The organism is Kytococcus sedentarius (assembly GCF_041937525.1).
Lineage (GTDB): Bacteria > Actinomycetota > Actinomycetes > Actinomycetales > Dermatophilaceae > Kytococcus > Kytococcus sedentarius_A.
The window spans coordinates 1,230,574-1,245,941 of record NZ_CP169391.1 but is presented as its reverse complement, the minus strand read 5'-3'; the positions used below and the strand labels follow the sequence as shown (position 1 = coordinate 1,245,941).

Sequence of the window (15,368 nt, the reverse complement as noted above, 5' to 3'; positions counted from 1 at the left end):
CACGGGCCGTCCGGTGAGGCACCGGGCGGCCCGCGCCGCGCCTGCGCCGGAAACTAGACTCCCGCCCATGGCCCAGATCACCACGCCCCGTCCTGCCCAGGGAACGCTCGAGCTGCTGCCCCGCCAGCAGATCGCGTTCAACCGCATGACCGACGTGATCCGCCGCCATTTCGAGGCCGGCGGCTTCCTCCCCATCGAGACGCCCGCCTTCGAGCGCACCGACGTCCTGCTCACCAAGTCCGGCGGCGAGACCGAGAAGCAGGTGTACTTCGTCCAGTCCACGGGTGGACTGGCGAACTACCGCGATGCGGTGAGCGCCCAGGCGGGTGCCGATGCCGGCGCCTCCGATGCGGGCACCGACGCCACCGCCGACCTCGCCCTGCCGGACCTCGCCCTCCGCTTCGACCTCACCGTCCCGCTGGCGCGTTTCGTCGCCCAGCACGAGGGCCAGCTGACCTTCCCCTTCCGCCGCTACCAGATGCAGCGCGTCTACCGGGGCGAGCGCCCGCAGCGTGGCCGCTACCGCGAGTTCCTGCAGTGCGACGTGGACATCATCGGCTCCGGCTCCCTGAACGTCCGGCACGATGCGGAGCCGCCGGCCACCATGCACGCGATCTTCCGCGAGCTGGACTTCGGCCCGTTCACCATCCACCTCAACAACCGGCGCCTGCTCCGCGGCTTCTTCCGGAGCGTCGGCATCGACGACGCGACCCAGCCGCTGGTGCTGCGCGAGGTGGACAAGATCGACAAGCGCGGCCTGGACTGGCTGCGCGAGGAGCTCACCGGGGAGCGCTTCGGCCTGCCTGCCGAGGCCGTGGACGCCATCGCCGGGTTCGTGGGGCGGCGCACCACCTCCCATGCCGACGCGATGGACGCCCTGACCGCCCTGGAGGGTCGCGACGAGGAGCTCGACGCCGGCGTGGCCGAGCTGCGCGAGGTGCTGGAGATGCTGCGCCACCTGGGCATCCCCGAGAGCGACTACTGCGTGAACTTCGCCATCGCCCGCGGCCTGGACTACTACACCGGCACGGTCTACGAGACCTTCCTGGACGAGCACCCCGAGCTCGGGTCCATCTGCTCCGGCGGCCGCTACGAGAACCTCGCCGGCCAGTACACCAAGTCGGCGCTGCCCGGCGTGGGCATGTCCATCGGCCTCTCGCGCCTGTTCTGGCAGCTCATGGAGAACGGGATGGTGGACGACGAGCCCTCCACCGTGCAGGTGCTCATCCCCCTGCTCGATGAGGGGCTGCTCCCCGAGGCGCTGGGGCTCGCCGCCGAGCTGCGCACCGCCGGGCTGGCCGTGGAGAACGTGCTGGAGCCGGCCAAGCTCGCCAAGCAGTTCAAGCACGCCGACCGCGCCGGCATCCGGTTCGTCGCCGTGCTGGGCGCGCAGGAGATCGAGAAGGGCGTGGTCACCGTCAAGGACCTGGTTCGCGGCGACCAGTACGAGGTGGAGCGGGCCGACCTGGCCCGTGCGCTGCGCGTGGAGCTGGCGCAGCCGGAGCTGCCCGGCGCCTGACCCGAGCCACGCGCGCCGACGCCCGCGCCGCGCGCGAAGGGGGCCCACCCGCATCGATGCAGGTGGGCCCCCTTCAGTGCGTGCGGGTGCGCGGGTACGCCCTCAGCCCTGTCGCGACCCGTCGGCGTCGGTGCGCCCCTGGGCGGCGTTGCCCTTGGCATCGTCGGGCTGGCCGCCCGGGTTGTCCTCGGCCTGGCCGGCCCTGACCGCGGCCTCAATGCGGGCGCCCGTCTCGGCATCGACGGCCTTCCAGTAGTCGAAGGCGCGCTCCAGCACGTCACCGGTCACGCCGCCGAGGAGGTGCCCGGCCACGGTGTCCACGAAGCGGTCGCGCTGGGCGTCGTCGAACACCTCGCGCACCAGGATCCCGGGCTGGGTGAAGTTGTCGTCCTGGTCGCTGCGCACGGTCTGGGCGCGGCGGATCAGCTCCCCGGAGACGGGGATGGAGTCCTCGGCCGGCCCGGTGCCGTCGGAGTACGGCGTGCCCTGGGTGTTGGCCGCGTACATGGCGGCGTCGCCGGAGTGGTCGTACGCCATCGGGCCGTCGTAGGTGTAGGTGTGGCCCTCCACCCGGGGCTTGTTCACCGGCAGCTGCAGGTAGTTCGGGCCGATGCGGTGACGGTGGGTGTCCGCGTAGGAGAACACCCGACCCAGCAGCATCGTGTCGGGGGACAGGCCGATGCCGGGGACCGTCGCCGAGGGCTCGAACGCGGCCTGCTCGATCTGTGCGAAGTGGTTGTCGGGGTTGCGGTTCAGCGTCATGACGCCCACCTCGTGCAGCGGGTGGTCCGCGTGCGAGACGGTCTTGGTGACGTCGAAGATGTTCGTCCTGTAGGAGAAGCCCTCCTCGAAGGGGATCACCTGCACCGAGAGGGTCCACTTCGGGTGGTTGCCGGCCTCGATGGAGTCGAACAGGTCGCGGCGGTGGAAGTCGGCGTCCTCACCGGCGATCCTGGTGGCCTCGTCGCCGGTCAGGCCCTCCACGCCCTGCTGGGAGTGGAAGTGGTACTTCACCCAGAACTTCTCGCCGGAGGCGTTGATCCACATGTAGGTGTGGGAGCCGTAGCCGTTCATGTGGCGGTAGGTCCTGGGGATGCCGCGGTCACCCATCAGGTAGGTCACCTGGTGGGCGGACTCGGGGTTGAGCGTCCAGAAGTCCCACTGCATGTGGTTGTCGCGCAGGCCGTTGGCGCCGCGGCGCTTCTGGGAGCGGATGAAGTGGGGGAACTTCATGGTGTCGCGGATGAAGAAGATGGGGGTGTTGTTGCCCACCAGGTCGTAGTTGCCCTCGGTGGTGTAGAACTTCAGCGCGAATCCGCGGGGGTCGCGCCAGGTGTCGGGGGAGCCCATCTCGCCGGCCACGGTGGAGAAGCGGGCGAGCATGTCGGTCTTCGCGCCGGGCTGGAAGAGGGCGGCCTTGGTCCACTGGGTGACGTCACCGGTGACCTCGAAGGTGCCGAAGGCGCCGGAGCCCTTGGCGTGCACCACGCGCTCCGGGACGCGCTCGCGGTCGAAGTGCGCCATCTGGTTCACGAAGTGTGTGTCGTGCAGGACGATGGGGCCGTCGGTGCCGGCTCGCAGGGACTGGCGGTCGGAGGGAGCCGGTGCGCCGGTGTCCGTGCGGGAGCCCGAGGTGTCGGCGCCGGCGGGGCGCGGGTCCTGGGCGTCGGCGGGCTCGCCGGGGGCGGGGGACTTCTCGTAGGTGGTCATGCTTCATCGTGGCACTGGACGCGCCGGGCGTCACCCCCCTCCCCGCCCCGGTGGCGGAGTGCACCGGGGTGCGTGTTAGCGTATTAACGCACTAGCACGCTGGTGCGCAGAGTGTGGCCCTGTCCCCGTCCTGTCGCCCCTCGGGAGGAGTCGCCATGAAGCGTCGTGATGCCGCCCAGCCACGATCCACCGCCGCCACGCAGCGCGAGCTCGCCCGGGTACTGGCCTCGATGGGGGACGTCGACGAGGTCGAGGCGCTCCTGACCGACCTGTGCACCCCGGCCGAGCGGGAGGCCCTCACCGACCGGTGGGCCGTCGTGCCGCTGCTTGCCGAGGGCATGAGCTACCGCGCCATCCACGAGGCCACCGGCGTCTCGGTGACCACCGTCGGCCGCGTGGCCCGCTGCGTCGAGGACGGTGCCGGGGGGTACCGGGCAGCCCTGCGACATCGCGACGAGCTCGCCCCCGCGAGCGGCTGACGCGGCCGACGCCCCGCCTGCGGGCACCGAGCCCCACCTGCCGGATAGCCCCCGGCCCTGCCCGACCTCCACCACCACACCCGACGGCCCACCTCGTGGGCGAGGAGTCCCCGTGCCCCCCATCGATCCCCAGCGCGACCGCCTCCGCGTCGCCATCCAGAAGTCCGGCCGCCTCGGCGACCCCGCCCGCGAGCTGCTCGCTGCCTGTGGGCTGACCTGGCGCGAGAGCCGGGACCGGCTCTTCTGCTTCGGCGAGGGCCTGCCGGTCGACCTGCTGCTCGTGCGCGACGACGACATCCCCGGCCTGCTGGCCGACGGCGTGGCCGACCTCGGCATCCTCGGGCGCAACGTGCTGGCGGAGACCCAGCTGGCACCCGGCGCCGCAGAGCTCCAGGAGATCCGTCAGCTCGGCTTCGGCGCCTGCACCCTCGATGTCGCGGTGCCGCAGGACTGGACCTGGTCGGGCCCCGCCCAGCTGGAGGGCACCCGCATCGCCACCAGCTACCCCGAGCTCACCCGCGACTGGCTGGACCGGCAGGGTGTGTCCGCCGACGTGGTCACGCTGAGCGGCTCGGTCGAGATCGCCCCGAGTCTCGGGCAGGCCGATGTGGTGTGCGACCTCGTCTCGTCCGGCGCCACCCTGCGTGCGAACGCCCTGAAGCCGGTGGTCACCATCCTGCAGACCGAGGCCGTGCTCGCCGCCCGCACCGCCCCGCTGGAGGGGGAGCGGGCCGCGCTGGCCGACGTGCTGCTGCGCCGCCTGGACGGCGTGCGCCGCGTGGCGGACAGCAAGGTGGTCTCGGCCCGGGTGCCCGCCGCGCAGCTGGCCGCGGTGCTCGCGCTGCTGCCCGATGCGGAGGAGCCCACCATCGTGCCCACCGTGGACCCCGCGGACCCGGCCGGAGCCACCGGCACCTATGCCGTCCAGGCCCTCTGCCACGGCGAGGTCACCTGGACGATGCTCGAGGAGATCAAGGGCGCCGGCGCCCGCGGTGTGATGGTGCTGCCGGTCGAGGGGATGCTGGTCTGATGCGCGTGCTCGACTGGAACAGCCTCGAGGAGGCCGCGCGCCAGGACGTGCTGGAGCGCCCCGCCCAGGCCGTGGGCGAGGAGGTCAGCGCCGCCGTGGCCGACATCCTGGCCACCGTGCGCGAGCGCGGTGCCGTGGCGGTGCGCGAGTACACCGAGCGCTTCGACGGCGTGGTGCGTGAGGAGCTGCTGCTGTCACAGGCCGAGATCGCCGCAGCCGTCGCGCAGGTGCCCGCCGCGGTGCGCGAGGCGATCGCGGCGGCGGCATCCGCCATCCGCACTTTCCACGCGCCGGGTGGCTACACGCCGTACGCGGTGGACGTGACCGAGGGCCTGGTCTGCGAGCGCGTCGTCCGCCCGGTGCGCAGCGTGGGCCTGTACGTGCCGGCCGGCTCCGCGCCGCTGCCCTCCACTGCGCTGATGCTGGGTGTGCCGGCCGTGCTCGCCGGTTGCCCCGAGGTGCTCGTGTGCACCCCCCCGACGGCCGATGGGGGAGCGGACCCCGCCGTCGTGGCCGCCTGCGCCGAGGTGGGCATCGACCGCATCGCCGTGGTGGGCGGTGCGCAGGCCGTGGGGCTGATGGCCCGGGGCGACGCGGGCGCCGGGATTCCGCGCTGCGACAAGATCTTCGGTCCCGGCAACACCTTCGTCACCGAGGCCAAGCGGCAGGTGGCCGGCATGCAGGGCGGCCCCGGCATCGACCTGCCGGCGGGCCCCAGTGAGCAGCTCGTCATCGCCGATGCGGGGGCGAACCCCGAGTGGGTGGCTGCGGACCTGCTGAGCCAGGCCGAGCACGGCCCGGACTCGCAGGTGGTGTGTGTGAGCGACGACCGTGCCCTCCTGGAGCGCCTGGCCACCGAGATCGAGGCCCAGGCGACCGAGCTCCCGCGGGCGGCGACGGTGGAGCGGGCGCTCACCGCATCGAGGCTGGTGCTGGTGGCCGACCTGGACCAGGCGGTCGAGGTGAGCAACGCCTACGCGCCGGAGCACCTCATCCTCGCCGTGCGCGAGCCGCGCGTGCTGCTGGAGGGGGTGACGGCGGCCGGGTCGGTCTTCCTGGGTGACCACACGCCGGAGTCGCTGGGCGACTACTGCTCGGGTACCAACCACGTGCTGCCCACCAGCGGCGCCGCCCGGTTCACCGGGGGCGTGACGCTGGCGAGCTTCCAGCTCTCCATGACAGTGCAGCAGGCCACGCCGCAGGGCCTGGCCGCGATGGGGCCCACCGCCGTGGCGCTCGCGCGCACCGAGGGGCTGGAGGCCCACGCGCGGGCCGTGACGCGGCGGACTGGGGAGGTGCCGGCATGAGTGGCGTGGGCACCGGTGCGTTGCGCTACCTGCGGGCGGACCTCGCGGACTTCGCCGGCTACTCCAGCGCGCGGACCAGTGGGCCCGCGCCGGGCGGCCGACCGTGGGAGTGGCTGAACGCCAACGAGTCGGCCAGCGCGAACGCCGCCGACGCCGAGGGTGCCAGCCGCCGCTACCCGGACCCGCAGCCGGCCGCCCTGCGCGAGCGGCTGGCGGGCCTGTGGGGCGTGCGTCCCGAGGAGCTCCTGGTGGGCCGGGGCAGCGACGAGGGCATCGACCTGCTGGTGCGCGGGTGTGTGGCGGCCGGGACCGGTGCGGTGGTGGTGTCCACGCCCACCTTCGGCATGTACGCGGTCAGTGCCCGCCTGCACGGCGCCGAGGTGGTGGACGTCCCGCAGCAGGTGGTGCCCGGCCAACGCGATGCCGCGCAGGAGCGCTTCGTGCTGGACGGCGACGGGCTGGTCGGGGCCGTGCGGGAGCGGCGAGGCTCCGGCAGCGGGGGCTCCGGTAGCGCGGCAGGCCTGGTGTTCGTGGCCACGCCCGGCAACCCGACCGGCAGCACCGTCCCGCTGGGCGAGCTGTCCCGCATCGCCGCCGCGCTGGAGGGTGACGCTCTGCTGGTGGTGGACGAGGCCTACGGCGACTTCACCGACGAGCCCTCCGCCGTGGAGCTGCTGGCCGCGCACGACAACGTGGTGGTGCTGCGCACGCTGAGCAAGGCACACGGGCTGGCCGGCGCCCGCATCGGGGCCCTGATCGCCCGTCCGGAGCTGGTGGCGGCGCTGGGCCGCGTGCAGGCGCCCTACCCGCTGGCCGTGCCCGCCGTCGGGCTCGCGCTCGCGGCCACCGAGAACGATGCCGTGGCCGCGACCGCCGCCCGCGTCCGCGAGGCCGTGTCCGAGCGCGAGCGACTGGCCACCGCGCTGGCCGCGGCCCTGCGCGAGGGCCGGGCCCCGGCGCTCACCGGGCTGCTGGAGGGCGAGGCCAACTTCGTGACCGTCCGCTGCGCCGACCCGCAGGCGGTGCTCGACGCCCTCGCCACCGACGGCATCGTGGTGCGCAGCCTCGCCGGGCACCCCGCCCTGACCGATGGGGTACGCATCACCACGGGCACCCCGGCCGTCAACGACCGGGTGCTGGCCCACCTCATCGAGCCGGCTGACCCCAGTGAGCCAACTGCCGTGAACGACCCGACCGACCCGACCCCCCAGGAGACACCGTGAGCACGCCGATCCTCTTCGTCGACCGCGACGGCACGATCATCACCGAGCCCGCGGACCACCAGGTGGACGCCCTGGGGAAGGTCCGCTTCGTCGAGGGCGTCATCCCCGCCCTGCTGCGCCTGCAGGAGGCTGGCTGGCGGCTGGTGATGGTCTCCAACCAGGACGGGCTGGGCACCGAGGCCTTCCCGCAGGAGGACTTCGACGGCCCCCACGAGCTGATGATGCAGGTGCTCACCAGCCAGGGCGTGCGCTTCTCCGACGTGCTCATCGACCGCTCCCTGCCCGAGGACCACGCGCCCACGCGCAAGCCCGGCCTCGGCATGGTGGTCGACCTGCTCAAGGAATCCGGCGTGGACTGGAACCGCTCCGCCGTGGTGGGCGACCGCGACACCGACGTGCAGTTCGCCGCCGCCATGGGCGTGCCCGCCTACCAGCTGGCCACCGAGGAGGAGCTCGGCGGCACCTGGGGCTGGGCGGACATCGCGCACGACCTCATCGACGCCCCGCGCCGCGCCACGGTGGAGCGCAACACCAGCGAGACCCGCATCCGGGTGTCGGTGGACCTGGACCGGCCCGCCCCGGCCAAGGTATCCACCGGGTTGGGATTCTTCGACCACATGCTCGACCAGCTGGGCAAGCACGGTGGGTTTGCGCTGGAGGTGACCTGCGAGGGCGACCTGCACATCGACGAGCACCACACGGTGGAGGACACCGGCATCGCCATCGGTGAGGCGCTGCGGGAGGCCCTGGGTGACAAGCGCGGCATCGGCCGGTACGGGTTCACGCTGCCGATGGACGAGTCGCTGGCCACCGCCGCCATCGACTTCTCCGGGCGGCCCTACCTGGTCTTCGACTGTGAGTTCTCCCGGGAGATGGTGGGTGACCTGCCCACCGAGATGGTGCAGCACTTCTGGCGTTCGCTGTGCGAGGCGGCGGGCATCACCCTCAACCTGAGCGTGCAGGCCGAGAACGACCACCACCGCATCGAGGTGGGCTTCAAGGCCGTGGCCCGTGCGCTGCGCCAGGCGATGGCCCGCACCGGCGGCACCGACCTGCCGAGCACGAAGGGCATGTTGTGAGCGCGCCGGACGTGGTGCTCGTCGATGCGGGTGGCGCCAACATCGCCTCGGTGCAGTTCGCGCTGGCGCGCCTGGGCATCGACGCACCGGTGACCTCCGATGCGGGGCGCATCCGGTCCGCGGACCGCGTGGTCCTGCCGGGGGTGGGCGCGGCCGAGGCCGCCATGCGGCGCCTGCGAGAGCTGGACCTGGTGGAGGTGCTGCGCTCGCTGGAGCAGCCCGTGGCCGGCGTCTGCCTGGGCATGCAGCTGCTCTACGAGGGCTCCACCGAGGGCGCCGGGGGGCGGTCGGTCGATGCGGGCGCCGAGCCGGTGGAGTGCCTGGGGCTGGTGCCGGGCGTGGTCACCGAGATGCCCGGAGCGCCCGGTGTGCGGGTGCCGCACATGGGCTGGAACGTGCTGGAGCCCGGGCCGGGTGCCGAGCAGGGCCCGCTGGCCGGCGAGCTGGCGACTGCCTGGGCCGGCCCGTCCGCGCCCCGTGCCTACTTCGTGCACTCGTGGTCGGCACCAGTGACGCAGGACTCGGTGGCCGTCACCACGCACGGCCACCCCTTCACCGCCGTGGTGCAACGTGGCACCGTGACCGGTATGCAGTTCCACCCCGAGCGCTCCGGCGACCTCGGGTCCCGACTCCTCGCCGCGTTCTGCGGCGTCACTCCTGGAGGCACAGCATGAGCGCCCAGACCAACGACGCGACGGACCAGACCGCGGCGACCCCCTCGTTCACCTGCTACCCGGCGCTGGACATCCGTGGGGGTGAGGTGGTCCGCCTGCGCCAGGGCGACTACGACCGCCAGACCACCTACGCGCTGGACCCCGTGGAGCAGGCCACCACCTACGCCGAGGCCGGCGCGCGCTGGCTGCACCTGGTGGACCTCGATGCCGCACTGGTGGGCGGGTGGACGCTCGCGGAGCTGGTGCGCCGCATCGTGGACGCCACCGGCCTGCGCGTGCAGGTGGGCGGTGGCGTGCGCTCGGTGCAGGACGTGGACGCCATGCTCGCCGCCGGCGCCGAGCGGGCCGTGGTGGGATCGCTGGCCGTGAACCGCCCGGAGATGGTGGCCGGCTGGCTGCGGCAGTTCGGCCCCGAGCACGTGACCGTGGCCCTGGACGCCCGCCACGTGGAGGACCACCACGGTGGGCGCTGGGAGCTGCCCACCAGCGGCTGGACCGAGACCTCCGGGGTGGACATGGGGGGCCTGCTGGAGGGCTACCGCGCGGAGGGCCTGCGGCACGTGCTGGCCACCGACATCAGCAAGGACGGGATGATGGAGGGCCCCGGCCTGGGGCTCTACGACCACCTGCGGGCGCTGGACGCCGAGGTGGACGTCCAGGCCAGCGGCGGGGTGCGCGATGCCCGGGACGTCGAGGCCGTGCGCGAGCAGGGCTGTGCGGGCGTGGTGCTCGGCCGCTCCCTGCTGGACGGTGCGCTGGACCTGTCCGACGCCCTGGCGCTGGAGCGCGGCGGCGAGGCGGGCGCATGACGGTCGTCACCGCATCGGAGCAGGTGGGGCAGCGACCCACCCGGCTGGCACGCCGCATCGTCCCCTGTCTGGACGTGCGTGACGGGCGCGTGGTGAAGGGGGTGCGCTTCACCAACCACGTGGACGCCGGCGGCATCGAGGAGCTCGCGGCCCGCTACGCCGCCGAGGGCGCGGACGAGCTGGTCTTCTACGACATCTCCGCCAGCCCGCAGGGGCGTGCGGTGGACATCGAGTGGGTGCGGCGCGTGGCGCAGCTGATCGACATCCCCTTCTCCGTGGCGGGCGGCATCCGGTCGGTCGCCGAGGCCCGCGCGGTGCTGCACGCCGGCGCCGACAAGGTGTCGGTGAACACCCCGGCGCTGGAGCGCCCGGAGCTGATCGGCGAGCTGGCCGGGGAGTTCGGCGTGCAGTGCGTGGTGGTGGGTGTGGACTCGCTGCGCGACGCCGATGGCACCTGGCGCGTGCGCTCGCACACCGGTGACCCGGACGCGATGCGGGAGAACGGCCGCTCCACGCTGGAGTGGGTGGCCGAGGTGGCCGAGCGCGGCGCCGGCGAGGTGGTGCTCAACTGCATGGGCTCCGATGGGGTGCGCACCGGCTACGACGTGGAGCAGCTGGCGGCCGTACGGAAGGTGTGCCCGGTGCCGCTGGTGGCCAGCGGCGGGGCGGGGTCCGTGGAGGACTTCGTGGACGTGATCGAGCAGGCCGACGTGGACGCGTGCCTGGCAGCGAGCGTGTTCCACAACGGTGCGGTGGCGATTGCGGACGTGAAGGCGGCGCTCGCGGGGCGCGGCATCGAGGTGCGAGAGGCGGGTGTGCTGTGAGCGATGCGGTGAGTGGCGTGGACGTGCAGGACGTGGACTTCACCAAGGTGACCGACGACGGCCGGGGTCTGGTGGCCGCGGTGGTGCAGGACGCCGACACCCTGGCGGTGCTGATGGTGGGCTGGATGGACGCCGCGGCGCTCGAGGCCACCCAGCGCACCGGGCGGGCCACCTTCTGGTCGCGCAGCCGGGGTGAACAGTGGGTCAAGGGGGAGACCTCGGGCAACACCCTCGATGTGGTGTCGGTGCAGCTCGACTGCGACGCCGACGCGGTGCTGGTGGTCGCGCGGCCTGTCGGGCCGACCTGCCACACGGGGGCGGTGAGCTGCTTCGATGCGGTGGGCGAGCCGGCATCGGACGCGGTGGGTGAAGGGGCTGCGCGAGGGGGCGCTCCCGCATCGGAGATCGGCCACCTGGCCAGGACCATCGCCGAGCGCCACCACGAGCGGCCCGAGGGCTCGTACACGACCTCGCTGTTCGAGGGTGGCACTCGGCGGATTGCGCAGAAGGTGGGCGAGGAGGGCGTCGAGACGGCTCTGGCCGGCGTGGCCCAGGGCGACGAGGAGCTGCTGGGAGAGTCGGCCGACCTGCTGTACCACCTGGTGGTGCTGCTGACCGACCGTGGGCTGACGCTGGCTGACGTGGAGGCGGTGTTGCGCTCTCGCCGCGGCTGAGGTTGTCGGGGTGGCTGCCTAGGCTGGCGGCATGTCCGCTCTCGATGCCGCCGACCTCGTCTACCTCGACCACGCCGCGAGCTCGCCGCAGCGCCCGGAGGTGACCGAGGCCATGGCGGCCGTGACGGGACTGCCGGGCAACCCCTCGGCGCTGCACGGCATCGGTCGGGCTGCGCGGCGGCGGGTGGAGGAGTCCCGCGAGGAGGTCGCCGAGCTGCTCGGCTGCCACCCCAGCGAGGTGCTGTTCACCAGTGGTGGCACCGAGGCGGACAACTTGGCCGTGCTCGGGGGCTACGAGGCCGCGGCGGGGGAGTCGGCGTCGCGTGGCGGTGCGGCCCCGGTGGTCACCACACGGACCGAGCACGCGGCCGTGACCGAGGCCGTGGGACGCCTCGTGGCGGGCGGTGCCCCCGTGCGCTGGGCGGAGGTGGACGCGAGGGGGGTGCTCACCCCATCGGCACTGGCGGAGGCGATCGACGGTGACGGTGAGCCGGCGGCGCTCGCGTCGGTGGTGTGGGGCAACAACGAGACCGGCGTGGTGCAGGACATGGCGGCGCTCGCGCAGGTCGCGCGCGACCGCGGCTGTGTGCTGCACGCCGATGGGGTGCAGGTGCTCGGGCACGCGCCGCTCGACCTGGCCGATCCGGCGCTGGAGGGGCTGGGCCTGGTGTCGTTCGCGGCGCACAAGATCGGTGGGCCGCAGGGTGTCGGGGTGCTCGTCGCCCGGCGTGGCGTGGGGCTGTCGCCGACCACCTTCGGCGGCGGCCAGGAGCGGCGGGTGCGGTCCGGGACGGTGCCGGTGGCGCTCGCGGTGGGGATGGCGGCGGCCGTGCGCGCGGCGGTGGACGGGCGTGCCGTGGAGGGGCGGGACGCAGGTGAGGCTGCGCGCGTGCGGGGCCTGCGCGAGGCGTTCGAGGAGCGGGTGGTGGCGACCGGCATCGGAGCGCGCGTGACGGCATCGGGGGCCGAGCGGCTGGACCACATCGCCCACGTGACCTTCGAGGGGTGTCGGAGTGAGGACCTGCTGTTCCTGCTGGACAGCCACGGCATCGCGGTGTCGGCCGGCTCGGCGTGCAGCGCGGGGGTGAACCGGCCCAGCCACGTGCTGGAGGCGATGGGGGAGGCGCCGGCGGTGGCGGCCTCGGGGCTCCGCTTGTCCTGGGGGTGGAGCTCGACCGCGGATGATGCCGAGCGCGCCCTGGCGGTGCTGCCGGAGGTGGTGGAACGAGCTCGGGCGGCTGCGGTGGTGTGATGGGCACCTGTGGAACACCTATTGCAATCCATGTCGTCTGGGTGTAGCATCAAGGTGTCGGCCCGGGGAAGGTCGAGAGGCACGTTCACGACGACGGCCAGGGGGTGAGGACGTGGCGGCACAGCCCATCGACAGTGAGGGAGCCATGCCGTCGCCCGATGTCCTCGAGCTGATGGCGCGGGTGGAGTCCGTGGCCCACGAGATCGCAGCGATGCGGGAAGGGCTGTGGCAGCTGGGGTCGGATGATCTCGGGGCGGCGCTCGGAGTGCTGGGGGAGCTCGTGCGGGCAGGTGAGGCCGCGATGACCGGGGTGACCGCAGAGGCGGTGGACCGGGGAGTGGTGTACGAGTCCCGCGCAGCGTCCACCACGGCCTGGGTGCGGGAGCAGGGCAGCCTGGTCGCTCCGGGTCGCGCCCACCGGGTGGCCGCCGTGGCCGAGGCGACGCTCGAGCCGGACACCCAGAGCGTGCGCGAGGCCATCTGGGGTGGTGGTGTGTCGGTGGACCTCGCCGCCGTGGCGCTGCGGGAGACGGCCAAGACCCTGCCGGTTCTGCCCGGTGCCGACCGGTCCGAGGTGCTCGGGTACTTCCTGGAGCAGGCCTCGGGGCCCGGCGCGACCGCCCGGGAGCTGCTCGACCTGCAGCGTCAGATCGTTGCGCGTTTCGGCGAGGACATCCTGGATGACATCGACGACCGCGCCAAGGAGGCCAGCGGGCTGACCGAACGGCAGCTGCCCACCGGACTCGTGCGCTTCGTGGTGGATCTCAACCAGCCTGATGCGGCGCGGCTGCGAGGTGCCCTCGACGGCCTGTCCGCCCCGCAGCCCGGTAAGGACGCCCTCGGGCAGCCCGTGCGCGATCCCAGGTCGCCGGCTCGGCGTCGTGCGGACGCGTTGCTGGAGCTGGTCGAGCGGGCGCAGGCTGCCCACGAGGGGCAGGGAGCCAGGGGGTGTGGCCTCTCTGGGTCCACCACCCTCATCGTCACCACCACCGCGGAGTCGCTGCGCGAGCGTCTGGCAGGCGCCGTGGCCGGTCGGCGGCGGGGGTGGGGCCGCGGCATCGAGCAGCTCGAGGACGGTGGGCCCGACACGTTCGGCACCAGTACTCACGGGGAGGTGTTCACCGCGGCCCAGCTGCGTGAGGCGGCTTGCGACGCGAACATCGTGCCCATGGTGCTCGGTGCCGACTCGGCGCCCCTCGAACTGGGAGGCTCCACCCGGCTGGCCTCCCCGGAGCAGCGAGCGCTGCTGGCCGTGCGCGATGCCGGATGCACCTTCCCGGGCTGCACACGGCCGCCGGGTTGGTGCCATGCGCACCACGTGCGGCACTGGGCCGACGGCGGGCCGACGGATGTGGAGAACCTGGCACTGCTGTGCGGCCGACACCACCGGGTGGTGCACCGCGACGGACTGTCGGCCCGGCTCATCGGCAACCGCTGGGTGTGGGACGCGGGGGATGACCCTCCCGTCGGTGGCCTATCCGACGGCGGCCCATCCGATCTGGGCCTCGGCCGGGAGACCCCTGCCGGCTCGCCCCTAGACTGGTGGGCCTCATGAGTGACCTGTCCCCAGCCCTGCCCACGGGCGGCCGCAGCCTGCCCGACGGTGGTGACCTCTCGCCGACGAGTGGGCGCCGCCTGCGGGTGGTGGCTGCCATGAGCGGTGGCGTGGACTCCGCGGTCGCGGCGGCACGGATGATCGATGCGGGACACGAGGTCACGGGCGTGCACCTGGCTCTCAGCCAGTCGGCCGAGACCCTCCGGGAGAGCGCCCGCGGGTGCTGCACCCTGGAGGACGCCGGTGACGCCCGCCGGGTGGCCGACGCCCTGGGCATCCCGTTCTACGTGTGGGACATGGCCGAGCGTTTCCGGCGCGACGTCATCGAGGACTTCGTGGCCGAGTACGAGGCCGGCCGCACGCCCAACCCCTGCCTGCGCTGCAACGAGTCCATCAAGTTCGCCGCCCTGCTGGACAAGGCCGTGGCGCTCGGATTCGACGCGGTGGCCACCGGGCACTACGCGCAGGTGGTGGAGGTCCCGGATCCCGCGGCGAGAGGTGGGGTCCGCCGGGAGCTGCACCGGGCCGTGGACGCCGCGAAGGACCAGAGCTACGTGCTCGGCGTGCTCGATGCGGAGCAGCTCGCCCGCGCGCACTTCCCGCTGGGGGACACCACCAAGCCGCAGATTCGTGAGGAGGCCGCCCGGCGGGGTTTCTCCGTGGCACGCAAGCCGGACTCGCACGACATCTGCTTCATCGCCGACGGTGACACCCGGGCCTACCTGGCGCAGCGGCTGGGGGAGCGACCCGGGGACATCGTGGACCCGGCCGGGCAGGTGCTCGGCACACACGGCGGTGCGCACGGGTACACGGTGGGGCAGCGCAAGGGCCTCGGGCTGCGGGTGCCGGCCGAGGACGGCGCGCCCCGGTACGTGCTGCGCACCGACCCGGCCACCAACCAGGTGGTCGTCGGGCCCAAGGAGATGCTCGGCGTCGACCTGATCCGCGCCCAGCACGTCCGGTGGTGTGGCCCGGCGCCCACCGGCGAGCTCCGGCTGGGTGCGCAGATCCGCGCCCACGGGGCGGAGTACCCGGCGCGGGTCGTGGTCGCACAGCCCGCTGCGGGCCAGGGCATCACCGTCCACCTGGACGAGATGGTCCGCGGCGTGGCCCCCGGCCAGTCCGTGGTGCTCTACGACGGCACGCGGGTGGTCGGGTCGGCCACCATCACGGCCACGGACCGTTCCCGGGCGCCCGAGCCGGCCGCCTGATCGCCCTGCGGTCCCGCCGCCT

General features: G+C 73.4%; 14 protein-coding genes. 13 read left to right on the top strand and 1 reads right to left on the bottom strand.

Annotated elements, in window-relative coordinates:
- Positions 1-67 precede the first annotated feature (67 nt).
- Positions 68-1,519, top strand: a complete 1,452-nt coding sequence (gene hisS, locus ACEY2A_RS05820; RefSeq protein ID WP_374929913.1) for a histidine--tRNA ligase — start codon at positions 68-70, stop codon at positions 1,517-1,519.
- A 102-nt stretch (positions 1,520-1,621) separates the two neighbouring features.
- Here the strand turns inward: hisS and ACEY2A_RS05815 are convergent, their stop codons facing one another.
- Positions 1,622-3,229, bottom strand: coding sequence for a catalase (locus ACEY2A_RS05815; protein WP_374929912.1), 1,608 nt, complete (start codon positions 3,227-3,229; stop codon positions 1,622-1,624).
- Positions 3,230-3,384: 155 nt separating this feature from the next.
- On the opposite strand from ACEY2A_RS05815, the gene ACEY2A_RS05810 reads away from it, so the two are divergent.
- The 12 genes from ACEY2A_RS05810 to mnmA all read left to right on the top strand — a co-directional run bounded on the left by ACEY2A_RS05810 (position 3,385) and on the right by mnmA (position 15,346).
- Positions 3,385-3,708: a YerC/YecD family TrpR-related protein gene (locus tag ACEY2A_RS05810; RefSeq protein ID WP_374929911.1), complete on the top strand. Its 324-nt coding sequence runs from the start codon at positions 3,385-3,387 to the stop codon at positions 3,706-3,708.
- Between the two features lie 112 nt (positions 3,709-3,820).
- Complete coding sequence (hisG, locus tag ACEY2A_RS05805) at positions 3,821-4,738, top strand: ATP phosphoribosyltransferase (RefSeq protein ID WP_374929910.1); 918 nt, start codon at positions 3,821-3,823, stop codon at positions 4,736-4,738.
- A complete protein-coding gene (gene hisD, locus ACEY2A_RS05800) occupies positions 4,738-6,045 on the top strand; it encodes a histidinol dehydrogenase (protein ID WP_374929909.1) in 1,308 nt (435 codons plus the stop codon). Before hisG ends, hisD begins: the two co-directional genes overlap by 1 nt.
- Positions 6,042-7,268, top strand: coding sequence for an aminotransferase class I/II-fold pyridoxal phosphate-dependent enzyme (locus ACEY2A_RS05795; protein WP_374929908.1), 1,227 nt, complete (start codon positions 6,042-6,044; stop codon positions 7,266-7,268). Before hisD ends, ACEY2A_RS05795 begins: the two co-directional genes overlap by 4 nt.
- A complete protein-coding gene (gene hisB, locus ACEY2A_RS05790; RefSeq protein WP_374929907.1) occupies positions 7,265-8,347 on the top strand; it encodes a bifunctional histidinol-phosphatase/imidazoleglycerol-phosphate dehydratase HisB in 1,083 nt (360 codons plus the stop codon). The genes ACEY2A_RS05795 and hisB overlap by 4 nt, the downstream gene beginning before the upstream one ends.
- Positions 8,344-9,021 carry an imidazole glycerol phosphate synthase subunit HisH gene (gene hisH, locus ACEY2A_RS05785; protein ID WP_374929906.1) on the top strand — a complete coding sequence of 226 codons (678 nt, stop codon included), beginning with the start codon at positions 8,344-8,346 and terminating at the stop codon, positions 9,019-9,021. Before hisB ends, hisH begins: the two co-directional genes overlap by 4 nt.
- Positions 9,018-9,830 carry a 1-(5-phosphoribosyl)-5-[(5-phosphoribosylamino)methylideneamino]imidazole-4-carboxamide isomerase gene (hisA, locus tag ACEY2A_RS05780; protein ID WP_374929905.1) on the top strand — a complete coding sequence of 271 codons (813 nt, stop codon included), beginning with the start codon at positions 9,018-9,020 and terminating at the stop codon, positions 9,828-9,830. Before hisH ends, hisA begins: the two co-directional genes overlap by 4 nt.
- On the top strand, positions 9,827-10,654 hold the full coding sequence (gene hisF / locus ACEY2A_RS05775; protein ID WP_374929904.1) for an imidazole glycerol phosphate synthase subunit HisF: 828 nt from the start codon (positions 9,827-9,829) through the stop codon (positions 10,652-10,654). Before hisA ends, hisF begins: the two co-directional genes overlap by 4 nt.
- Complete coding sequence (hisIE, locus tag ACEY2A_RS05770) at positions 10,651-11,328, top strand: bifunctional phosphoribosyl-AMP cyclohydrolase/phosphoribosyl-ATP diphosphatase HisIE (RefSeq protein WP_374929903.1); 678 nt, start codon at positions 10,651-10,653, stop codon at positions 11,326-11,328. The genes hisF and hisIE overlap by 4 nt, the downstream gene beginning before the upstream one ends.
- A gap of 31 nt (positions 11,329-11,359) precedes the next feature.
- Positions 11,360-12,580, top strand: coding sequence for a cysteine desulfurase family protein (locus tag ACEY2A_RS05765; protein ID WP_374929902.1), 1,221 nt, complete (start codon positions 11,360-11,362; stop codon positions 12,578-12,580).
- A 112-nt stretch (positions 12,581-12,692) separates the two neighbouring features.
- A complete protein-coding gene (locus tag ACEY2A_RS05760; RefSeq protein WP_374929901.1) occupies positions 12,693-14,135 on the top strand; it encodes a DUF222 domain-containing protein in 1,443 nt (480 codons plus the stop codon).
- Between the two features lie 80 nt (positions 14,136-14,215).
- Positions 14,216-15,346 carry a tRNA 2-thiouridine(34) synthase MnmA gene (gene mnmA / locus ACEY2A_RS05755; RefSeq protein WP_374929976.1) on the top strand — a complete coding sequence of 377 codons (1,131 nt, stop codon included), beginning with the start codon at positions 14,216-14,218 and terminating at the stop codon, positions 15,344-15,346.
- The last annotated feature ends 22 nt before the right edge of the window (positions 15,347-15,368 follow it).